The 22,842-nt window shown below is 61.7% G+C and carries 18 protein-coding genes; 11 read left to right on the top strand and 7 right to left on the bottom strand.

Going from position 1 to position 22,842, the window contains the following annotated elements; genetic code table 11:
• Positions 1–31 precede the first annotated feature (31 nt).
• Together hyi and gcl are read right to left on the bottom strand one after the other, a co-directional pair.
• On the bottom strand, positions 32–811 hold the full coding sequence (gene hyi / locus F506_RS08805; RefSeq protein ID WP_053196691.1) for a hydroxypyruvate isomerase: 780 nt from the start codon (positions 809–811) through the stop codon (positions 32–34).
• Positions 812–847: 36 nt separating this feature from the next.
• On the bottom strand, positions 848–2,623 hold the full coding sequence (gene gcl, locus F506_RS08800; RefSeq protein ID WP_053196690.1) for a glyoxylate carboligase: 1,776 nt from the start codon (positions 2,621–2,623) through the stop codon (positions 848–850).
• A 164-nt stretch (positions 2,624–2,787) separates the two neighbouring features.
• Between gcl and F506_RS08795 the strand changes: the two genes are divergently transcribed.
• From F506_RS08795 to F506_RS08760, 9 genes are all read left to right on the top strand, one after another.
• Positions 2,788–3,696, top strand: a complete 909-nt coding sequence (locus F506_RS08795; protein WP_053196689.1) for a LysR family transcriptional regulator — start codon at positions 2,788–2,790, stop codon at positions 3,694–3,696.
• 116 nt (positions 3,697–3,812) lie between these two features.
• Positions 3,813–4,016, top strand: a complete 204-nt coding sequence (locus tag F506_RS23060) for a hypothetical protein (protein WP_144424022.1) — start codon at positions 3,813–3,815, stop codon at positions 4,014–4,016.
• A gap of 15 nt (positions 4,017–4,031) precedes the next feature.
• On the top strand, positions 4,032–5,330 hold the full coding sequence (locus tag F506_RS08790) for an NCS2 family permease (RefSeq protein WP_053196687.1): 1,299 nt from the start codon (positions 4,032–4,034) through the stop codon (positions 5,328–5,330).
• A 214-nt stretch (positions 5,331–5,544) separates the two neighbouring features.
• Positions 5,545–7,035: a xanthine dehydrogenase small subunit gene (xdhA, locus tag F506_RS08785; RefSeq protein ID WP_053196685.1), complete on the top strand. Its 1,491-nt coding sequence runs from the start codon at positions 5,545–5,547 to the stop codon at positions 7,033–7,035.
• A gap of 12 nt (positions 7,036–7,047) precedes the next feature.
• Positions 7,048–9,459, top strand: a complete 2,412-nt coding sequence (gene xdhB / locus F506_RS08780) for a xanthine dehydrogenase molybdopterin binding subunit (protein ID WP_053196683.1) — start codon at positions 7,048–7,050, stop codon at positions 9,457–9,459.
• Between the two features lie 25 nt (positions 9,460–9,484).
• Complete coding sequence (gene xdhC / locus F506_RS08775; protein WP_053196681.1) at positions 9,485–10,564, top strand: xanthine dehydrogenase accessory protein XdhC; 1,080 nt, start codon at positions 9,485–9,487, stop codon at positions 10,562–10,564.
• A 132-nt stretch (positions 10,565–10,696) separates the two neighbouring features.
• The gene (guaD, locus tag F506_RS08770; RefSeq protein WP_053196679.1) at positions 10,697–11,995 is read left to right on the top strand and encodes a guanine deaminase; all 1,299 of its coding nucleotides are present in this window, start codon (positions 10,697–10,699) and stop codon (positions 11,993–11,995) included.
• Positions 11,996–12,269: 274 nt separating this feature from the next.
• Entirely contained in the window at positions 12,270–14,966 is a 2,697-nt protein-coding gene (gene mutS, locus F506_RS08765; RefSeq protein WP_053196677.1) for a DNA mismatch repair protein MutS, read from the top strand.
• On the top strand, positions 14,963–15,898 hold the full coding sequence (locus F506_RS08760) for a hypothetical protein (RefSeq protein ID WP_053196675.1): 936 nt from the start codon (positions 14,963–14,965) through the stop codon (positions 15,896–15,898). Before mutS ends, F506_RS08760 begins: the two co-directional genes overlap by 4 nt.
• A gap of 95 nt (positions 15,899–15,993) precedes the next feature.
• Here the strand turns inward: F506_RS08760 and F506_RS08755 are convergent, their stop codons facing one another.
• Positions 15,994–16,542, bottom strand: a complete 549-nt coding sequence (locus tag F506_RS08755) for an FKBP-type peptidyl-prolyl cis-trans isomerase (RefSeq protein WP_053196673.1) — start codon at positions 16,540–16,542, stop codon at positions 15,994–15,996.
• Positions 16,543–16,773: 231 nt separating this feature from the next.
• On the opposite strand from F506_RS08755, the gene F506_RS08750 reads away from it, so the two are divergent.
• Both F506_RS08750 and F506_RS08745 read left to right on the top strand, forming a co-directional pair.
• Positions 16,774–17,898, top strand: a complete 1,125-nt coding sequence (locus F506_RS08750; RefSeq protein WP_053196671.1) for a cupin domain-containing protein — start codon at positions 16,774–16,776, stop codon at positions 17,896–17,898.
• A gap of 283 nt (positions 17,899–18,181) precedes the next feature.
• Positions 18,182–18,436, top strand: coding sequence for a hypothetical protein (locus tag F506_RS08745; RefSeq protein ID WP_081493455.1), 255 nt, complete (start codon positions 18,182–18,184; stop codon positions 18,434–18,436).
• A gap of 147 nt (positions 18,437–18,583) precedes the next feature.
• Here the strand turns inward: F506_RS08745 and F506_RS08740 are convergent, their stop codons facing one another.
• The 4 genes from F506_RS08740 to F506_RS08725 all read right to left on the bottom strand — a co-directional run bounded on the left by F506_RS08740 (position 18,584) and on the right by F506_RS08725 (position 22,831).
• On the bottom strand, positions 18,584–19,363 hold the full coding sequence (locus F506_RS08740; protein WP_053196667.1) for an MBL fold metallo-hydrolase: 780 nt from the start codon (positions 19,361–19,363) through the stop codon (positions 18,584–18,586).
• Between the two features lie 47 nt (positions 19,364–19,410).
• Positions 19,411–20,586 carry an outer membrane protein assembly factor BamC gene (bamC, locus tag F506_RS08735; protein ID WP_053196665.1) on the bottom strand — a complete coding sequence of 392 codons (1,176 nt, stop codon included), beginning with the start codon at positions 20,584–20,586 and terminating at the stop codon, positions 19,411–19,413.
• A 63-nt stretch (positions 20,587–20,649) separates the two neighbouring features.
• Entirely contained in the window at positions 20,650–21,528 is an 879-nt protein-coding gene (dapA, locus tag F506_RS08730) for a 4-hydroxy-tetrahydrodipicolinate synthase (protein ID WP_053196663.1), read from the bottom strand.
• Positions 21,529–21,631: 103 nt separating this feature from the next.
• On the bottom strand, positions 21,632–22,831 hold the full coding sequence (locus tag F506_RS08725) for a tryptophan--tRNA ligase (RefSeq protein ID WP_053196661.1): 1,200 nt from the start codon (positions 22,829–22,831) through the stop codon (positions 21,632–21,634).
• Positions 22,832–22,842: the final 11 nt, after the last annotated feature.

Below are 22,842 nucleotides of genomic sequence, written 5' to 3'. Positions count from 1 at the left end.
GATGAATAAATGAATTCCTTGCAAGCCTGGATCACAGGCCGTGCGCAGCGCGCCAGCCCAGCCCCTCTACCGTGCCGGCCTTAGGCTTGTATTCGCAGCCGATCCAGCCCTGGTAGCCGATCTCGTCCAGATACCGGAACAGGAAGCGATAGTTGATCTCGCCGGTGCCCGGTTCGAAACGGCCGGGATTGTCAGCCAGTTGCACATGGCGGATCAGCGAGAGATTGGCCTTGATGGTGTTGGCCAGTTCGCCCTCCATGCGCTGCATGTGATAGATGTCGTACTGCACGAACAGGTTGTTGGAGCCGGTCGAGGCGATCAGTTCGGCAGCCTGCTTCGTGGTGTTGAGGAAGAAGCCCGGAATGTCGAAATAGTTGATCGGCTCGATCAGCAAGGCGATGCCTTCGGCTTGCAGCTTGTCGGCGGCGAATTTCAGATTGGCGACCAGCGTCTCGCGTGCGGCGGCGGCGCTGATGCCTGGCGGCTGGATGCCGACCAAGCAGTTGAGTTGCCTGACGCCCAGCACCTTGGCGTAGCGGATCGCCTCGTCGACGCCCTGGCGGAATTCACCGACGCGATCCGGATGGCAGGCGATGCCGCGTTCGCCGGCTTCCCAGTTGCCCGCGGGCAGATTGTGCAGGACCAGTTCCAGTTCGTTCTTGCGCAGTTGCTCGGCGATCTGCGCCGGTTCGAAGGCGTAGGGGAACAGGAATTCCACAGCCTTGAAATTGGCTTGCGCGGCGGCGCGGAAACGCTCGATGAACGGCAGCTCGGTGAAGAGCATGGTGAGGTTGGCGGCAAGTTTTGTCATGTGTGCGTCCTTGATGAGCGTGATGCTGCGTGTAAGTCAATCCAGCAGGCTAATCGCCGTCGGCGCATGTTCGCGCTTGGTGGCCAGCTCTTCGAATTCGTTGATGGCGTTGATCTCGGTGCCCATCGCGATGTTGGTCACGCGCTCCAGGATGATTTCCACCACCACCGGTACGCGGTACTCGGCCATCCAGCGCTGTGCCAGCGCGAAAGCGTCCTGGATCTCGTTCGGGTTGGTGACGCGGATCGCCTTGCAGCCGAGGCCTTCCACCACGGCCACGTGGTCGACGCCGTAGCCGTTGAGTTCCGGCGCATTGATGTTCTCGAACGCCAGCTGCACGCAGTAGTCCATTTCGAAGCCGCGCTGCGCCTGGCGGATCAGGCCGAGATAGGAGTTGTTCACCACCACATGCAGGTAGGGCAGGTTGAATTGCGCGCCGACGGCCAGTTCTTCGATCATGAACTGGAAGTCGTAGTCGCCCGAGATCGCCACCACCTTGCGTTGCGGATCGGCGGCGCACACGCCCAGCGCGGCGGAGATCGTCCAGCCCAACGGACCGGCCTGGCCGCAGTTGATCCAGTGGCGATCCTTGTAGACGTGCAGGAATTGCGCGGCGGCGATCTGCGACAGGCCGATGGTGCTGACGTAGCAGGTGTCGCGACCGAAGGCGCGGTTCATCTCTTCATAGACGCGTTGCGGCTTGATCGGCACTTCTTCGAAATGCGTGCGGCGATGCAGGGTGCGCTTGCGCTCCTGGCATTCGGCCAGCCATGCCGAGCGATCCGGCAGCTTGCCGGCGGCTTTCAGTTCTTTCGCGACTTCGATGAACAGTTTCAGCGCCGCCTTGGCGTCGGAGACGATGCCGTAGTCCGGACCGAACACGCGGCCGATCTGGGTCGGCTCGATGTCGACGTGGACGAACTTGCGGTCCTTGGTGAACACCTCAATCGAACCGGTGTGGCGATTGGCCCAGCGGTTGCCGACGCCAAGCACGAAGTCGGACGCCAGCATGGTGGCGTTGCCGTAACGGTGGCTGGTCTGCAGACCGACCATGCCGGCCATTTGCGGATGATCGTCGGGGATCGCGCCCCAGGCCATCAGGGTCGGGATGACCGGCACGCCGGTGAGTTCGGCGAACTCCACCGCCAGTTCAGCCGCATCGGCATTGACCACGCCGCCGCCGATGGTCAGCAGGGGACGCTCGGACTGGTTCAGCATGGCCAGCGCTTTTTCGATCTGGGCGCGGGTGGCCGACGGGCGATAGACCGGCAGCGGCTCGTAGGTGTCGGGATCGAATTCGATTTCGGCCATTTGTACGTCGAACGGCAGGTCGATCAACACCGGACCGGGACGGCCCGAGCGCATCAGGTGGAACGCCTGCTGGAACACACGCGGCACCAGCGCCGGTTCGCGCACGGTGACGGCCCATTTGGTGACCGGCTTGGCGATCGATTCGATATCGACGGCCTGGAAGTCTTCCTTGTACAAGCGTGCGCGCGGCGCCTGGCCGGTAATGCACAGGATCGGAATCGAGTCGGCTTGCGCGGAGTACAGCCCGGTGATCATGTCGGTGCCGGCCGGACCGGAGGTGCCGATGCACAGGCCGATGTTGCCGGCCTTGGCGCGGGTATAGCCTTCGGCCATGTGGGAAGCGCCCTCGACGTGACGGGCCAGGACGTGCTGGATGCCTCCATGGCGTTTCAGCGCCGAGTAGAATGGATTGATCGCTGCACCGGGCACGCCGAAGGCTTGCAGGCAGCCCTCTTTTTCCAGCACATATACCGCCGCGTCTACTGCCTTCATCTTTGCCATGTTGCCTCCTGAGTTTATGGATACGCCGGAAGCAACGACGATGCCCCTCGACCGATGAGATGCATCCTATAACCAACAATATTGTTTGATAAGAAGACTAAATATCTGTTTATTCCGTACTAAAAATATGGAAATATAGAAAAAGTATGGAATAAGGAGGATTTGTGGACAAACTCAAACAGATAGAAGCTTTCGTGTCCGTGGTCGAAAAAGGGAGTCTCGCGGCGGCGGCGCTGGAGGAAAACATCACCCCCGTAATGCTCGGCCGGCGCATCGACGCACTCGAAAAACGCCTCGGCACCAAGCTCATGCATCGCACCACGCGACACCTGACATTGACGGAACAGGGCAGCGTCTTCCTCGACCACTGCCGCAAGCTGCTGGGCGATATCGAGGTGGCGGAAAAAAGCATCGCCGAGGGGCGCCACAAGGCCACCGGCCATCTTGTCGTCTCCACGCCGGCGGCGTATGGACGACTGCACGTAGCGCCGCACGCGCCGGCTTTCCTGGCCAACCATCCGGAAGTGCAGATTTCGTTCAACCTGACCGACCGCGTGGTGGACCTGGTGCGCGAGGGTTACGACCTCGGCATCCGCATCGGCGGCGCGATCGAGCCGAGTTTTGTCGCGGTCAAGCTGGCCGGCAACCGCCGTGTGGTGTGCGCCGCACCGGAATACCTGCACCGCAACGGTATCCCCAAGACGCTGGACGATCTGGCGCAGCACAATTGCCTGGCCTTCAACCTGCAGGGCGGACAGCAGCGCGGCTGGTATTTCCAGCAGAACGGCAAGCCGGTGATCATCCGCGCGCAGGGCAACCTGGATTGCAATGACGGCGAATTGCTGCATCGCTGGGCCAGCGAAGGACTCGGACTGGCGTGGCGCTCGACCTGGGAAATCCAGTCGCAGCTGGCCTCGGGCGAACTGATCACGGTGCTGGACGAGTATGCCCTGCCCCATTACGACATCATGGCGGTCTACCCGCAACAACGGCACCTGCCGGCGAAGACGCGCTTTTTCATCGATTACCTGAAGGAGGTGTATTCGCAGCCGGATTACTGGACCAGACCCTGAATTCGCTGAATTCCATACTTTCGCAGAAGGAATGGCGACTGTCGGCACGATGCCAGACAGACAATATTCGATTTCTGCATAGTCATATACCCATAGACTTATAGTTGATATTCCCGATGACTTACGTTTTGCCCAAATATTTCAACGACATTACATACGCTGCAATCAATCTGCTCAAGGCCGGTTTCCGTGCCTGTCGTCAGGGATGGGAAGCGGCACAAAACAAGATACAAATCAGAACGCCCATTTTTTGCGGACCTGAGAAATCTGCAAGTTTTCTGGCGTATAAAAAAGAATCGCGCACTGTACACAGTGCGTAAACGGAGACAATTCTCATGACTTTTCTAGACAAGTTTTTCAAACTCAGCGACAACGGTACGACCGTCCGTACCGAGCTGCTGGCCGGTCTCACGACCTTTCTCACGATGGCCTACATCATCTTCGTCAACCCATCCATCCTCGGGGATGCGGGCATGCCGAAGGATTCCGTTTTCGTCGCCACCTGCGTGGCGGCGGCGATCGGCACCCTGATCATGGGCCTGTACGCCAACTACCCGATCGGCCTGGCGCCGGGTATGGGCCTCAACGCCTATTTCGCCTACGCCGTGGTCAAGGGCATGGGCTTCCCGTGGCAGGCTGCGCTGGGTGCGGTGTTCATCTCGGGCTGCCTGTTCCTGCTGGTGAGCCTGTTCCGCATCCGCGAGCTGATCATCAACGCGATTCCGCATTCATTGCGCACGGCGATACCGGCGGGGATAGGACTGTTCCTGGCGCTGATCTCGCTCAAGAACTCCGGCATCGTTGCCGCCAGCCCTGCCACCTTCGTCACCATGGGCGACCTGCATCAGGTCGCACCGGTGCTGGCCATCATCGGTTTCCTGGTGATCGTCGCACTGGACCAGCTGAAGATCCGCGGCGCGCTGCTGATCGGCATCCTGAGCGTGACAGTGCTGAGCTTCATCTTCGGCGGCAATCATTTCAACGGCGTGTTCTCCGCTCCGCCGTCGATCTCGCCGACGCTGTTCCAGCTTGACCTCAAGGGCGCGATCTCGATGGGCCTGCTCAATGTCGTGCTGGTGTTCTTCCTGGTGGAACTGTTCGACGCCACCGGCACGCTGATGGGCGTGGCGCAGCGCGCCGGCCTGGTGAAGGACGGCAAGATCGAGCGCATCAACAAGGCGCTGCTGGCCGACAGCGGCGCGATCGTCGCGGGTTCGCTGCTTGGCACATCGAGCACCACTGCCTATATTGAAAGTGCGGCCGGCGTGCAGGCGGGCGGCCGCACCGGCCTGACTGCGGTGGCGGTGGCGGTATTGTTCCTGCTGGCGCTGTTCATTGCGCCGCTGGCAGGCGTGGTGCCGGCATATGCAACGGCGCCGGCGCTGTTCTTCGTGGCGTGCCTGATGCTGCGCGAACTGGCCGACATCGACTGGAACGACACGACGGAATGCGTGCCGGCCGTGATTACCGCGCTGGTCATGCCGTTCACGTATTCGATCGCCAACGGCCTGGCGCTGGGCTTCATCAGCTACGCCGCATTGAAGCTGCTGACCGGCCGCGTCAAGGATGTGTCGGCGGTGATCTGGGTGATCGCGGCGATTTTCCTGTTCAAGATGATTTACCTGGGCGGATAACGGCGCAGGGTTTTACCTGACGCAATGCCGGCGTCACTCCTGGGAGCGACGCCGGTAGCGAAACAGAAGAATTCGAAGGATTTTTCAGAGAGCAGGCCCCGACAATTTGCCGCAACAATCGACTGCGGCAAATAGGTCTTCTCTCTAAAAGGTCCCGGCACAGATCTTGATTCACCGTTTCTTCGATAGCCATTTTCATATAGCAAAGCACACCATGTCCGAACCGATTCGCTTCTATTTCCGCGGCGAGACCCATCAAGTCGATGGATTGCCCAATACACGCACCGTTTTGCAGCATTTGCGCGAGGACTTGCATTGCACCGGCACCAAAGAGGGTTGCGCGGAAGGCGATTGCGGCGCCTGCACGGTGGTCGTGGGGGAATTGCGCGGCAACGATCTGGAACTGAAAACGGTCAACTCCTGCATCCAGTTCGTGCCGACGCTGGACGGCAAGGCGCTGTTCACCGTGGAAGACCTGAAGCAGCGCGACGGTTGCCTGCACCCGGCCCAGCAGGCCATGGTGGAATGCCATGGCTCGCAATGCGGCTTCTGCACGCCGGGCTTCGTGATGTCGCTGTGGGGCTTGTATCTCAAGCATGAGCAGGACAACGTCGCGCCGAGCACGCGCGAAATCGACGACGCCCTGTCCGGCAACCTGTGCCGCTGCACCGGCTATCGTCCGATCATCGACGCGGCGCGGCGCATGGGCGAATTGCCGAAAGCCACCTTTGACCGCGCGCCGGTGATCGACGCCTTGCGCGCGATCCGGCGCGAAGAGCCGTTGCGCGTCACGCATGCCGGACAGACTTTCCATGCGCCGCGCACGCTGGCGCAACTGGCGACGCTGCGCAACGACTTGCCGAAGGCGCGCATCCTGGCCGGCTCGACCGACGTCGGCCTGTGGGTGACCAAGCACATGCGCGATCTGGGCGACATCATCTACATCGGCCAGGTCGAAGAAATGCGCCACATCACCGACACCGGCGGCTGGCTGGAAATCGGCGCCGGCGTCACGCTGGAACAAGCCTATGCCGCATTGACCGGACACTATCCGGAGGAGCTGTCGGAAATGTGGCAGCGCTTTGCCTCGCTGCCGGTGCGCAACGCCGGCACGCTGGGCGGCAACGTCGCCAACGGTTCGCCGATCGGCGATTCGATGCCGTGGCTGATCGCGCTCGGCGCCGAGATCGTGCTGTATGGCGTTGACGGCCGGCGCGTCATGCCGCTGGAAGATTTTTATATCGCCTACCAGAAGTCGGCGATCCTGCCGAACGAGTTCGTCCAGGCCGTGCGCGTGCCGTTGCCGCGCAAGGAGATCGCTTTCCGCGTGTACAAGCTGTCCAAGCGTTTCGACCAGGACATCTCGGCGGTCTGCGCGTCGTTCGCCTTCCGTCTTGAAAGCGGCAAGGTGGCCGATGCCCGCATCGCCTACGGCGGCATGGCGGCCACGCCCAAGCGCGCCGCGCAGGCCGAGGCCGCGCTCAACGGCAAGGAATGGAACGAGGCCAATGTCAAGGCGGCAATGCTTGCGCTGGCGCAAGATTACGCGCCGCTTTCTGACATGCGCGCCTCTTCGGCGTATCGTATGAGAACCGCACAAAACCTGTTGTACCGCTACTGGCTGGAAACGCGCGCCGACGCGCCGCTCCAGCCCGCTTCGGTAAGCGCTTTTGTGCACGGCAAGACTGCTGCACAGATTGCTTAGGAAGGAAACGCAATGAACAAGCAAACTGAAGAATTCATGTCCGCAAAAAAAGCCCCGGCCCTGTCCACCTCCGCCTCCGCCTCCACCTCTGCCTGGACCGAGATCGGCAAACCGCATCCGCACGAATCCGCCATCCTGCACGTGACCGGCGAAGCCACCTACACCGACGACATCGTCGAACTGCAAGGCACGCTGCACGCCGCGCTCGGCCTGTCGGCCAAGGCGCATGCGAAACTGCGCGCAATCGACCTGAGCAAGGTGAAGGCGTCCACGGGCGTGGTGGCGGTCTACACCGCCGCCGACATCCCCGGCGAGAACCAGTGCGGCGCCATCATCAAGGATGATCCGGTGCTGGCGGAAGACCTGGTGCAGTACGTCGGCCAGCCCATCTTCATCGTCATCGCCGACAGCCACGACAACGCCCGCCGCGCCGCGCGCCTGGTCGTGATCGACTATGAAGAACTGCCGGCCGTGCTGACGCCGCGCGCTGCGCATGCGGCCGAATCCTATGTGCTGCCGCCGATGCACCTGACGCGCGGCAATCCGGCGGAAGCCTTCGACAAGGCGCCGCACAAGCTGGCCGGCAAGTTCGACGTCGGCGGCCAGGAACAGTTTTACCTGGAAGGCCAGATTTCCTACGCGATCCCGAAAGAGGGTCGCGGCATGCACGTGTATTGCTCGACCCAGCATCCGAGCGAGATGCAGCATCACATTGCTGAAGTACTGCACGTCGCTTCGCATGACGTGCTGGTGGAATGCCGGCGCATGGGCGGCGGCTTCGGCGGCAAGGAATCGCAATCGGCGCTGTGGGCGTGCGCCGCCGCGGTGGCCGCAGTGCGCCTGCGCCGTCCGGTCAAGCTGCGCGCCGACCGCGACGACGACATGATCGTCACCGGCAAGCGCCACTGCTTCGCCTACGATTACGAAATCGGCTATGACGACAACGGCCGCATCGTCGCGGCGAAGATCGACATGGTGTCGCGCGCCGGCTTCTCGGCCGACTTGTCGGGCCCGGTCGCCACGCGCGCGGTGTGCCACTTCGACAACGCCTACTATCTGTCGGACGTGGAAATCCACGCCATGTGCGGCAAGACCAACACGCAGTCGAACACCGCCTTCCGCGGCTTCGGCGGTCCGCAAGGCGCCATCGCGATCGAATACATCCTCGATGAAATCGCCCGCAATCTCGGCAAGGATGCGCTCGAAGTGCGCCGCGCCAATTTCTACGGCGACAGCGCCGCCGAAGGACCGGATGCACGCAACACCACGCACTACGGCCAGCGCGTTGAAGACAACGTGATCCAGGCCCTGGTGGATCAACTGGAAAGCACCAGCGAGTATCAGGTGCGCCGTCAGGCCATCAATGTCTTCAACGCCGAAAACACCATCCTCAAACGCGGCCTGGCGCTGACGCCGGTGAAGTTCGGCATCTCGTTCAACGTACCGCACCTGAACCAGGCCGGCTCGCTGGTGCATGTCTACACCGACGGCTCGGTGCTGGTCAATCACGGCGGCACGGAAATGGGCCAGGGTCTCAACACCAAGGTCGCGCAGGTTGTCGCCAACGCGCTCGGCCTGCCGCTGGAGCAGGTGCGCTGCACCGCCACCGACACCAGCAAGATCGCCAACACCTCGGCCACCGCCGCCTCGACCGGCAGCGACCTGAACGGCAAGGCGGCGCAGGATGCGGCCTTGCAGATCCGCGGACGGCTGGCGCAGGTGGCCGCCGAACGCTTTGGCGTCGATGCCGGCGAGGTGCGCTTCGCCGACGGCATGGTCTCGACCAACGCTCCATCTATGGCATCGGTGACGTTCGAAGAACTGGTGATGCAGGCTTACCTCAAGCGCGTGCAATTGTGGTCGGACGGGTTCTATTCGACGCCCAAGGTGCACTGGAATGCCAAGACCATGAACGGCCATCCGTTCTTCTATTTCGCCTATGGCGCGGCGGTGTCCGAAGTCGTAATCGACACGCTGACCGGCGAGTGGCGCCTGCTGCGCGCAGATTCACTGTACGACGCCGGCGAGAGCCTGAACCCGGCCATCGACATCGGCCAGGTGGAAGGCGGTTTCATCCAGGGCATGGGCTGGCTGACGACGGAAGAGTTGTGGTGGAACAAGGACGGCAAGCTGATGACGCATGCGCCGTCGACGTATAAAATCCCCGCGGTGTCGGATTGCCCGACCGATTTCCGCACGCAGTTGTTCAAGAACAGCAATGTCTCGGACACCATCCACCGCTCCAAGGCCACCGGCGAACCGCCGCTGCTGCTGCCGTTCTCGGTATTCCTGGCGATCCGCGATGCGGTGTCGGCGGTGGGCGAACATCGCATCAATCCGCCGCTGCGCGCGCCGGCGACCAGCGAGGCGATTCTGGATGCGATTGATGCGGTGAAGGCCGCAGCCACGGCCACGGTGCAATAACGTTCCCGATCCGACAGGAGAATTCATGACAGCATGGCTCGCCGCACTCAAGGACTTGCACAGCACCGCCATCCCGGCAGTGCTGGTCACGGTGGCGACCATCCAGGGGTCGACGCCGCGCGAGGCGGGTGCGCGCATGGTGTTTACGGCCGACGGCCAGTACGACACCATCGGCGGCGGTCATCTGGAATGGCGGGCGGCGCAGATCGCGCGCACGATGTTGGAAGCGGATGCGACGGCGTTTTCCGGCATCCGCAAATTCGAACGCATTGCACTCGGACCGAGCCTCGGCCAGTGCTGCGGCGGCGTGGTGTTCCTCGTGTTCGAACGTATCGATCAACACGCAGGAGCCATGCTGACCGAACTCGAACGGCACTGGAGCGCCGGCGTCGACGTCTGGCGCGCGGTCGCGCTGGAATCGGACGACCCGACGCTGCTCTACGAACTGGAAGGCGAAGCCTGCGACCTCAGCGTGCCCGACAACGGTCTGGATGCAGAACAATTCCGTCATGCCGGCAACACGCATGTAGCGCAAGACCGCTACGGCCGCCGTTGGCTGCTCGACCGCTGCCGCGCGCACCAGCCGCAAGTGGTGCTGTTCGGCGCCGGCCACGTCGGCGCCGCCATCATACGCGTGCTGGCGACGCTGCCCTGCCGCGTGCTGTGGGTGGATGAACGCGAAGACATGTTCCCGCCGGATCTGCCGATGCAGGTGACGGTGGAAGCGACCGACGTACCCAATGCCGTGGTCGATATGGCCGAGCCGGGCGCCTGCTTCCTCGTGATGACGCACAGCCACGCGCTGGACCAGCAACTGAGCGAACGCATCCTGAAGCGCGCCGACATCGGCTGGTACGGGCTGATCGGATCGCAGACCAAGCGCAAGCAATTCGAACACCGTCTGCTTGAGCGCGGCATCACACAGGAACAACTGAACAAGATGACCTGCCCGATCGGCATTCCGGGCATCTATGGCAAGGAACCCGCCAGCATCGCGATCGCGGTGGTGGCGCAACTGATGCAGTTATGGGAAATCCGTTCGCAGCAGCCGGACCGAAACATCAGGGCCAAGCTGGCCACACACATGCTGGACGGCCGGAGCTAAGGACAACCGGACCGTCGCCTCAGCAGCATCTGTTCCAGCGTTTCATCCCATACCAGTATCATTCGGTTGTTCGCAGTTGCGCCTTCACGTCATGCGCAGCACGCAACCGGATAGCCAAGATTAAGGACCATCATGACTCCCCACGTGCAAGCCTACCGCGCCAGCCTGCTCCATTTCCGCAACGACCCCGCCTTCGACGAACACGCCACGCAATGGCACAGCGACGGCCTGCTGATCGTCGCCGATGGAAAAATCGTCGCCGCCGGCGATTACGGCAAACTGTCCGCCACCCTGCCCGCCGGCTGCGTGCCGCTCGACTATCGCGGCAAGATCATCACGCCCGGCTTCATCGACACCCACGTCCACTACCCGCAGACTGACATCATCGGCTCGCCCGCACCGGGCCTGCTGCCGTGGCTGAACACGTACACCTTCCCGGCCGAGCGCCGATTCGAGAGCGGCGAACATGCGAGCGAAGTGGCCGACTTCTTCCTGGCCGAACTGCTGCGCAACGGCACCACCACGGCGGCCGTGTATTGCACCGTGCATCCGCAATCGGTGGATGCTTTTTTCAACCGCAGCAGCGAGCTGAACCTGCGCATGGTGGCCGGCAAATGCCTGATGGACCGCAACGCGCCGGACTTCCTGCGCGACACGGCCGAAAGCGGTGCGCGCGAAACCGAAGCGCTGATCAAGCGCTGGCACAACAAGGGCCGCCAGCACTACGCCATCACGGTGCGCTTTGCGCCGACCTCGACGCCACAACAGCTGAAGCTGGCCGGCGAACTGGCGATGCAATATCCGGACACCTATATCCAGACCCATGTCGCCGAAAACACCGACGAAGTGCAATGGGTCAAGGAACTGTTTCCCGACAGCCGCAGCTATCTCGAGGTCTACGATCAATATGGCCTGATGCGAAAGCGCGCGCTGTACGCGCACTGCATCTGGCTGGACGACGCCGACCGCGCGCGCATGGCGGCGACGCAATCGGTGGCGACGGTGTGCCCGACCTCCAACCTGTTCCTCGGCAGCGGCCTGTTCGATTTCGCCAACGCCGACAAGCTGCGCATGCCGGTATCGCTGGCAACTGACGTCGGCGGCGGCACCAGCTTCTCGATGCTGCAAACGATGAACGAGCTGTACAAGGTCGGCCGCATGGCCGGCACCCATCTGTCCGCGCAGCGCATGTTCTACCTGGCCACGCTGGGCGGCGCGCGCGCCCTGCAGCTGGAAGGCAGGATCGGCAACTTCGCCGCCGGCTGCGACGCCGACTTCATCGTGCTGGATCCGAAATGCACGCCGCTGTTGGCGCGCCGCAGCGCCACCACGGAGAGCCTGGAAGAACAACTTTTCGCGCTGGCGATCCTGGCCGACGACCGGGCGATTACCGCGACTTATTCGGCGGGAGCTTGCGTGCATACGCGCTGAAACTGAAAGCTGTTTCGGTTTTTTGAGGAGTTGGGGCGGGCTGCGCGAGCAGGTCGCCCTTTTTCTTGGCGGAACAGCAATATGTACGGAACCGCAGAATTAACTGTCTGTCAACTACCGTTAACGGTAGAACCATCTGGAGTCCGCCTTGTACTTCAGCCTCGTATGCGGCCTCTGCACGCGGTAAAATGGCAGATCGCCAGAATCCACGAAAACCTTCGCAAGACGACGCCATTCTCATTTCATCCTTGAAGCGGCGTCGGCAATTGACTGAATGACCAAACACTTGAAATCCACCGTTGAATCCGATCCCGGCAGCGCCGGCGGCGAGAAGCACACTCCCATGATGGTCCAGTACCTGCGCATCAAGGCGGAGTATCCGACCACGCTGGTGTTCTACCGCATGGGCGACTTCTACGAATTGTTTTTCGACGACGCCGAAAAGGCGTCGCGCCTGATGGGCATCACCTTGACACAGCGCGGTTCGTCGAACGGCTCGCCGATCAAGATGGCGGGGATTCCCTTCCACTCGGTCGACCAGTACCTGGTCAAACTGATCAAGCTGGGCGAATCGGTGGCGATCTGCGAACAGATCGGCGACCCGGCCACCAGCAAGGGGCCGGTCGAACGCAAGGTGGTGCGCGTGATCACGCCGGGCACGCTGACCGACTCCGACCTGCTGCCGGAAAAATCGGAACGCCCGCTGCTGGCCGTCAACGTCGCCTCCGGCAAACAGCGCAAGACCGTCACCGTCGGCCTGGCCTGGCTGTCGATGGCAAGCGGCGCATTGAAGCTCATGGAGTTCAGTGCTGAACCGGCCTTGCTGGAAGCGCGCCTGAAGCAGGAGCTGGAGCGCATCTCGCCAGCCGAAACGCTGATCGGCGACGCTGAAGAAGTGGCCTATTCGCACATCCTCGCCGGCAAGCCGACCACGGTGCCGGACTGGCATTTCGACCAGCCCAGCGGCGAGAAGGCCTTGCTCGATCAATTGTCGGTAGCCACGCTGAACGGCTTCGGCGCGGAAGGCATGAGCGCCGCCATCGGCGCCGGCGGCGCGCTGCTGCGCTATGCGCAGTCGACCCAGGGCAAAGGCCTGCAGCACGTGCGCGCGCTGACGGTGGAATCGGAAAACGAGTTCATCGGCCTCGACGCGTCCACCCGCCGCAACCTGGAACTGACCGAAACCATCCGCGCGCAGGACGCCAGCGCGCTGGCGCCGACGCTGTTCTCGCTGCTCGACCATTGCCGCACGGCGATGGGTTCGCGCCTGCTGCGCCACTGGCTGCATCATGCGCGCCGCGACCAGAAAGTCGCCCGTGCACGCCACGCCGCCATCAATGCATTGATGCGCACCGACGCTTGCTCCGGCCTGTCCGCGACCTTGGCGGCGGTCCCGGACATCGAACGCATTACCACGCGCATTGCGCTGCTGTCGGCGCGTCCGCGCGATCTCGCCGGCCTGCGCGGCGGTCTGCAGCAACTGGGTTCGCTGCGCAATTACGTGGCGATGTGCAGCCGCGACGCCGATGCGCCGTTGCTGCTGGACCTGCACGACGCGCTGGCGACGCCGACCGAATGCCTCGACCTGCTGGAACGCTCGATCATGCTGGAACCGGCTGCAATGGTGCGCGACGGCGGCGTGATTGCACGCGGCTTCGACCCCGACCTCGACGAGTTGCGCGGCCTGTCGGAAAACGCCGGCCAGTTCCTGATCGATCTCGAAACGCGCGAGCGCGCCCGCACCGGCATCGCCAACCTGCGCGTCGAATACAACAAGGTGCACGGCTTCTACATCGAAGTCACGCACGGCCAGACCGACAAGGTTCCGGACGACTATCGCCGCCGCCAGACGCTCAAGAATGCCGAACGCTACATCACACCCGAACTGAAGGCCTTCGAAGACAAGGCCTTGTCGGCGCAGGAGCGCGCCTTGTCGCGCGAGAAGTTCCTGTACGAGCAACTGCTGCAGGACCTGTCGCCGCACATCGTGACGCTGCAGGCCATCGCCCACGCGCTGGCCCAGCTCGATACCCTGGTGGCGCTGGCCGATCACGCCGCGCGCAACAACTGGTGCGCACCGCAACTGGTGACCGAACCGACCATCGTGATCGAACAGGGCCGCCATCCGGTGGTGGAAAACCAGATCGAACGCTTCATCGCCAACGACTGCGCTTTCACGTCCGAACGCAAACTGCTCCTGATCACCGGCCCCAACATGGGTGGTAAATCGACCTTCATGCGGCAGGTGGCGCTGATCACGCTGCTGGCTTATGTCGGCAGTTTCGTGCCGGCCACGAGCGCGACGATCGGTCCGATTGACCGCATCTTCACGCGTATCGGCGCGGCCGACGACCTGGCCGGTGGCCGTTCGACCTTCATGGTGGAAATGACGGAGTCGGCGTCCATCCTCAACAACGCCACGGAGAATTCGCTGGTGCTGATGGATGAAGTCGGCCGCGGCACCTCGACCTTCGACGGCCTGGCGCTGGCCTGGGCAATCGCCAAGCACCTGATTGACGCGACGCGCAGCTTCACGCTGTTCGCCACCCACTATTTCGAACTGACGCAATTGCCGGAAGTACATCCGACCGCTTCCAACGTGCATTTGTCGGCTGTCGAGCACAAGGACAGCATCGTATTCCTGCATGCGGTGCAGGCCGGGCCGGCTTCGCAAAGCTACGGCTTGCAGGTGGCGCAACTGGCGGGCGTACCGACGCCGGTGATCCGTGCGGCACGCAAGCATCTGGCGGCGCTGGAAACGCAATCGGTCCAGACCACGCCGCAGTTCGACCTCTTCAGCACACCGCCGCGCGCCGACGACGATGACGCGCATACAACGCCGTCAGCATCTGCTGATCCGGTGGCGCAGGCCGTGGCCGATGCACTGGCCGACATCGATCCCGATGCCCTGACGCCGCGCCAGGCGCTGGACGCCCTGTACCGCCTGAAGCAGTTGGGCGACGGCGCATGAAGCAACTGCTGTCCCTCGCCTTGCTCGGCGCCGCCCTGTGCGCCGCACCGGCAGCACAGGCGCAGGACAGCTTCAGTTTCGGCGTGATTGGGCATTCGTTTTCGGGCAGTCCGGACGAAGGCGTATTGCGCCGCGCGCTGGATGAAAGCGACGCCGACAACCTTGCCTTCGTCGTCGTCAACGGCATCAAATCGGCAGCCGAACCATGCAGCGATGCCTTGTACACGGCGCGCCGCGACTTGCTCAAGGAAGCTGAAAACGGCGTCATCGTGTCGCTTGCCGCGAGCGACTGGGTCGGCTGCCGCAACAAGAACGGTTCGGTGGCGATCGAGCGGCTGAACCGGGTGCGCGACCTGTTCTTTCCCGATGAATTCTCATTCGGCGCCAGCAAGGTGCCGCTGTTCCGTCAATCGGTGACACCGAAATTCCGCAGCTATACCGAAAACGCGCGCTGGGAATTCGGCAACGTGCTGTTCGCCACCGTCAACCTGCCGGCCGCCAACAATCACTTCCTGCAAGACGGCGGCCGCAACAGTGAATTCGAAGACCGCCTGATCGCCAACAAGGACTGGCTGCAACGCGTGTTCACCTTCGCCGCGCAAAAGAAACTGGCCGGCATCGTACTGTTCGCCGACGGCAATCCGCTTGCGCAACCCAGCCAGCGCCCTTTCCTGCTGCGCGGCCAGCGCGACGGTTTTGCCGAAACCCGCCAGCGCATCGTCACGCTGGCCGCAGCGTTCAAGGGAAAGATCTTGCTAGTGCATGGCGAAACGCTGAAGGACGAATCCAACGCCGGCATCCTCTGGCGCCGCAATCTGGGCAGCATCGGCGTGGCGTCGGGCTGGTCCAAATTCACGGTCGACAACAGCAATGCGGCGCTGTTCAGGCTAAACGACTCTTCCAAGGCAGTGCGGGCGCCACCATCTCAGTGAGCTTGGTGAGCTTGATGAGCGTGGGCAGACCGCAGTGCAGACATAAAAAAACGCAGCCGAGGCTGCGTTTTTCATTGATGCAGGTGCAAGTCGAATCAATGCACCGGATGGCTGCGGAAGTGATCGCCTTCCTCGCCCTCATCATCGCCGTGATCGTGGCCATGGTGGTGGTGGCCGTGCGGACCGTGCACGTGCTGGTGCTGCACTTCCTCTTCCGTAGCGGCGCGCACTTCGGAGACGCTCAGGTCGAAACGCAGTGCGATGCCGGCCAGCGGATGGTTGCCGTCGAGGACGACCTTGTCGTCGGCGATTTCAGTGACGGTAAAGATGACCGATGCTTCGTTTTCGTCGTCCGGCGAACCTTCGAACTGCATGCCGACTTCGATCGGCGATGGCAGGCGATTCTTCGGTTCGATCTTGACCAGTTCGGCGTCGTATTCGCCGAAGGCGTCGACCGGTTCGACCTGGATCGTGACGCTGTAGCCGGCTTCCTTGCCGTCCAGTGCTTCCTCGATCTTGGGCAGCGTGTTTTCGTAGCCGCCGTGGAGGTAGACCATCGGGTCGCGGCTTTCTTCGATCAGTACGCCCTGGGCGTCGGAGAGCTTGTAGTTGACGGAAACTACGGTATTTTTGGCAATCTTCATGTATGCCCCTTTCGTATGGCGGTATGGCTGGTAAGGCTGTTCATCGGTTACTGCAGGTGGGAAGAACTGCCTGCGCTTGCGGTTGGTGCGGGACCTTGCTGCGGCGGTCCCGAGAAGGCATGACATAAGCTGGAATGCGCTGCAATCTGCACTCCGAATTATACCCGTTTGGATGTTTTGTCAGGCAAAAGGCCGCAGCAGCCAACGCCCGCCCGCGTCTATAATGGCGCCATGAAAAATACCCTCGCTTTGCTCGGCGGCATCAGCCCCGCCACCTTCCTGCGCGATTACTGGCACAAGAAACCCCTGCTGATCCGCCAGGCGATTCCCGGTTTCCTGGCGCCGCTGACGCGCCAGCAATTATTCGACATGGCCGGCCGCGACGACGTCGAATCGCGCCTGATCACGCAGGACGGCAAAGACTGGAAAATGGATCACGGTCCGCTGGCCAAGCTGCCGCCGCTCAAGCAGAAGCAATGGACCATGCTGGTCCAGGGCGTCAACCTGCATGACGATGCCGCCGATGCGCTGCTGCGCGAATTCCGCTTCATTCCCGATGCGCGTCTGGACGACCTGATGATCAGCTACGCCAGCGACGGCGGCGGCGTCGGTCCGCACTTCGATTCCTACGACGTGTTCCTGCTGCAGGCGCACGGTCAACGCCGCTGGCGCATCAGCGCGCAAAAGGATTTGTCGCTGGTGGACGGCATGCCGCTGAAGATCCTGAAGAACTTCAAGAGCGAGGAGGAATTCGTGCTCGAGCCGGGCGACATGCTGTACCTGCCGCCGCACTACGCCCATGACGGCGTGGCGGTCGGCGAATGCATGACCTATTCGATCGGCTTCCGTGCACCCGCGTTCCAGGAACTGGGCGAGGCTTTCCTGCAGTTCATGGCCGATTCGATCGACCTGCCCGGCCGCTATGCCGATCCCGAGCTGGAACCGGCCAAGCATCCTGCCGAATTGCCGGAGCAGTTGCTGGCGCGCGTGGCCGATGAAATCAACAAGATGCGTTTCACGGACGACGACATCACGATTTTTCTCGGTGAATATCTGTCGGAACCGAAAGCCGCCACTTACTTCGATCCGGTCGACAAGCCGCTCACGCCGGCGCGCTTCGTGCAGGCCGCAAACAAGCGCGGGATCAGGCTTTCACGCAAGACGCAGATGCTTTATCGCGGCAAGCATTTGTTCATCAACGGCGAGTCGTTTGCCGTCGGACGCGCCGACAAGGCGCTGCTGACCGTGCTGGCGGATGAACGCCGGCTCGACAAAACGGCGCTCGCGAAGGCGTCGAAGGATGTGCTGGAGGCCTTCCATAATTGGTATCAGGACGGCTGGCTGGAGCTTGCTTAACAAGCTTAAAAATTCGGCAATTTTTGTTTTTTGCGCGTTGCCGACAGGCCGGAAACCTGCATAAATAAAGGGCTGACGACAAGCTGACGGGATTTGCGACAATCTTACAAATTCTTACAGAAAAGAATAATTCGCATGTGATTTTCCCAAAATGTAGCTATAATATCGGGCTGGAAAGCTTCCGTTGTTGAGCTAACAAGCAAGACGATGAAAGCATCCTATAGAGCGATAATTACCGGTAATTATTCATCGCAAAATTTTGATTATTATTGAAGGAATATTCATGAAAAAGACTCTGTTGATCGCATCTTTGTTGGCTGTTGCTCTGGCTGCTTGCGGTAAAAAAGAAGAAGCTCCAGCACCTGCACCAGCACCAGCTGCTGAAGCTCCTGCAGCAGCACCAGCTGCTCCAGCAGCTGACGCTAAGCCAGCTGACGCTGCTCCTGCAGCTCCAGCAGCTGATGCTAAGCCAGCTGACGCTGCTCCTGCAGCCCCAGCAGCTGACGCTAAGCCAGCTGACGCAGCACCAGCAAAATAATCAACTGATTATTGGAAAAGCCGACCGTTGGTCGGCTTTTTTTATGCCTGCTTGATTTGCAGCGCATGGTGCCTGGCCTGTACGCCTGCCGCGCATTCATCCTTCCCGCATTTCCCCGCCGCTTCCCTTCCCTGCCGCTGCGCCTTCTCAGGCGATGGCAATCCAGTCGAACCCGTCCTCCTGGCAAGCGATCCTGATTTCCCCCGGATGCGCACCCAATGCGCCTGACAAAGCGGCGCGTGCGAGTTCGGGCGTGTTGTTCTTCAAACTCAGGTGGGCGCCGATCACGGTCTTCAGTTTTTGCTTGTCCAATGCGGCCAGGATCTCGGCGCTGGTGTCGTTGGCCAGATGGCCATAGTCGCCGCCGATACGCCGCTTGAGCGAGGGAGGATAGGCCGAGTCGGCCAGCATCTGGCGGTCGTGATTGCATTCCAGCACCAGCGCGTCGCAACCGCCCAACGCTTGCACCAGATGGCCGGTAGATTGGCCGGCGTCGGTCAGCACGCCGAGCTTGCGCCTGCCGTCACCGGCAACATACTGCACAGGCTCGCGCGCATCGTGCGGCACCGTGTATGGCATCAGCGACAAGTCGCCGATGGCCAGCGCTTCGCTGTCGCGGCAAAAATGCAGCTGGACGCCCTTGCAGGCTTCCTCGCCCACCGCCTGGAAAGTGCCGTAGGTCAGCCATACCGGAATGCCATGACGGCGCGCAAACTTGAACACGCCACCGACATGATCCTGATGCTCATGCGTGACGACGATGCCGTTGATGTCCTGGGGAAGTTTGCCGATGCGCGTCAGGCGACGCTCGGTTTCGCGGATGCCGAAACCGCAATCCAGCATGACCGTGGTGGTGGTCGTGCCGGATGTGCCGGAGATGATGAGGGCGTTGCCTTCGCTGCCGCTGCCGAGACTTGCAAATTTCAACGGTGGACTCGCGAAGGCATGTACTGCATTACGTCAAGTACTGCGGCTTACTTCAGCTGGTCGTTCAGCAAGCCGAGAATCTTGTCGGCGATTTGCGAAACTTCCTGCTTGCCGTCGTTGTTCTGTACGGTAATGTTGCTGATATCACCGGTGGCCTTGACGACGATGCGGTAGCGCGCAGCCTTCTTGTCCTTGTCCTTGCTGGAGAACAGCTTGGAGAAGAAGCCTTCGCTTTCCTTGTCCTTGGCGTCCTGGTTCTGGTCGACGTAGCGCACGAAGTACAGGCCTTGCGTACGATCGCGGTCTTCCACGGTGAAGCCGACGCGGTCAAGGGCCAGACCAACGCGGCGCCATGCACGGTCGAAACTTTCGTCAACCTGCACGCTGGAGCCGTTGGCGGACTTGAGCAGCTTGGAACGGGCCTGCAGTGTCGGCGCATTGGCGACGGCAGCCTTGGCCTTGGTCTCTTCGGCGCCCAGGCGCACCATCAGGCGCGCCAGGAATTCGGCTTCCAGGCCCGGATCGGAAGGACGCGCAGTCCAGACCGAGGTTTCCTTGGCCGAACCGGTCAGCACTTCTTCGGCGCCGCGATGGCTGATGAAGATTTCGGTGGTGCCGTTCGGACCGCGCTCCAGGCGGGTGCGGAACTTGTCGCGCTCGCCGGTCGAGTACAGCGAATCGAATACGCGGCCCAAGGTATTGCGGATGAAGTCTTGCGGGATCTTGGCGCGGTTTTCAGCCCAGTCGGTTTCCATCACGCCGGTATCCTGCGATTCGACGTTGATCAGGAAGCCCGAATCCTGCCAGAAGTCCTTGATCGGGCCCCACAGCTGTTCCGGCGTCTGCGACACGACCAGCCAGCGCTGAGTGCCGTCGCGCTCGATGCGCAAATCGCCCTTGGCTTGCGGCGCCACGGCTGCTGCATCGGTTACCGGACGGGTCTTCTGCTCCAGGCTGTAGCCGGAAGCGGTGGCGACGCCCTTGTTCGACTCCGGAATCGCGTAACGGTTGTCGCGCTGCAGCTGGGTCAGATCAGGCGGCACTTCGAGTCGTGGGCCCTTGGCTTTTTCCGCGCTCTTGTAATCGATACGATCCCCTTCCAGCATGTTGCTGACGGCGCTGCATCCGGCCAGGCTGGTGAAAGCCAGGGCAATCATCAAACCGGTGAGACCGCGTTGTGGGAGGAGACGTGAAGCAGAGTGAACGTTCTTGCGAATTGTCATATCGTTGCAATGAAAAGCGGGTTCGGGTTCAAGGGAAAACGACACTGCCGTTTAGTTAATTAATTATTTTAATACACCGGATTCGCGCAACGCCGCACGCACGGTATCGTGAAATGCAGCGCCCAGCGGAGCCAGCGGCAAACGCATGCCGGATTCTATCAGGCCCAGTTCCGTCATCGCCCATTTCAGGGGGACCGGATTTGGTTCGACGAACAGCTTGTTATGCAAAGGCAGCATCTTGTTGTTCAGCTCGATCGTGCGGGCGAGATTGCCGCTCATGGCCGCAGCGCACAGCTCGTGCATGTCGCGCGGCGCGATGTTGGCCGTCACCGAGATATTGCCCTGGCCGCCGTACAGCATCAGTGCGAACGCCGTCGGATCGTCGCCGGAATAAACCGCAAACGACTTCGGCGCCAGACGGATCAGGTCGGAGCCGCGGCCGATATTGCCGGTCGCGTCCTTGACGCCGACGATGCCCTTGACTTGCGCCAGGCGCAGAATGGTCTCGTTGCTCATGTCGGCAACGGTGCGGCCGGGAACGTTGTACAGGATCACGGGAAGATCAACCGCTTCGGCGATCTTCTTGAAGTGCAGGTACATGCCCTCTTGCGTCGGACGGTTGTAATAGGGAACAACCTGCAGCGAGGCATCGGCGCCGACCTTCTTGGCGAACTCGGTCAGCTCGATGGCTTCCGATGTCGAATTGCCGCCGGTGCCGGCGATGATGGGAATGCGTTTGGCGGTATGTTCAACCGCGACCTTGATCAGTTCGGAGTGTTCCTCGACCGAAACGGTCGGCGATTCGCCGGTAGTGCCGACGATCACGATGCCGTCGGTGCCCTCCGCGATATGCCAGTCAATCAATTTGCGCAGGCCCGGGAAATCGAGACTGCCATCCGGATGCATCGGCGTGACGATGGCGACTATGCTGCCCTTGATCATGATGTTAGTGCGTAATGAGATACGGTTGAAAATAAAAGACCGATTGTAGCGGATAGCCACTGCTATCGGTCAATTTGTTCGGATCTGCTTAAACCTGCAGCAATCAATAACCCAGCCCCATGGCTTCGCGCACGTCGCGCATGGTGTCCTGCGCCAGCTTGCGCGCGGTATCGCAACCGTCGGCGATGATGGCGCGCACCAGCGACGGATCATCGATGTATTGCTGCGCGCGTTCCAGCATCGGCTGCTGCTCGGACAGGATGGCGTCGATCACGGGTTGCTTGCATTCCAGGCAACCGATGCCGGCCGAACGGCAGCCCTTTTCGACCCATTGCCGCACGGCATCGTCGGAATACACCTTGTGGAATTGCCAGACCGGGCATTTGCCCGGATCGCCCGGATCGGTGCGGCGCACGCGCTGCGGATCGGTCGGCATGGTGCGGACCTTCTTGGTCACGGATTCCTTGTCTTCACGCAGCGCGATGGCGTTGCCGTAGCTCTTCGACATCTTGGCGCCGTCCAGGCCCGGCAGGCGCGAGGCTTCGGTGAGCAAGGCCTGCGGCTCGGTCAGGATCAGCTTGCGGCTGCCTTCGAGGTAGCCAAACAGGCGTTCGCGGTCGATCATGGATAAATTCTGCGCATCGTCGAGCATGGCCTTGGCCTGCTCCAGCGCTTCTTCGTTGCCCTGCTCCTGGAACTGCGTGCGCAGTTCCAGATACAGCTTGGAGCGCTTGCTGCCGAGTTTCTTGACGGCTTCGCGGGCTTTTTCCTCGAAGCCTTTTTCCTTGCCGTACAGATGATTAAAACGGCGCGAGATTTCACGCATCATCTCGATGTGCGGAATCTGGTCTTCACCCACCGGCACCTGGCTGGCGCGGTAGATCAGCACGTCGGCCGCCTGCAGCAAGGGATAACCGAGGAAACCGTAAGTCGCAAGGTCGCGGTCGGCGAGTTTTTCCTGCTGGTCCTTGTAGGTCGGCACGCGCTCCAGCCAGCCCAGCGGCGTGGCCATCGAGAGCAACAGATGCAGTTCTGCATGCTCAGGCACACGCGACTGGATGAACAGGGTCGATTGCGAGGGATCGACACCGGCGGCGAGCCAGTCGATCACCATTTCCCAGGTGCTGGTCTCGATCACGCTGGGGTCGTCGTAATGCGTGGTCAGTGCATGCCAGTCGGCGACGAAGAACAGGCAAGGCAGTTCGGATTGCAGCTTGACCCAGTTCTTCAGGGCGCCGTGGTAATGGCCCAGATGCAGCGCGCCCGTGGGGCGCATACCGGAGACAACGCGATCAGGATACATGGTGTAAGTCT

It is taken from the genome of Herbaspirillum hiltneri N3 (assembly GCF_001267925.1).
Taxonomy (GTDB): domain Bacteria; phylum Pseudomonadota; class Gammaproteobacteria; order Burkholderiales; family Burkholderiaceae_D; genus Herbaspirillum; species Herbaspirillum hiltneri.
The sequence above is the reverse complement of the archived record's forward strand: the minus strand, read 5'-3'. Positions and strand labels throughout refer to the sequence as shown.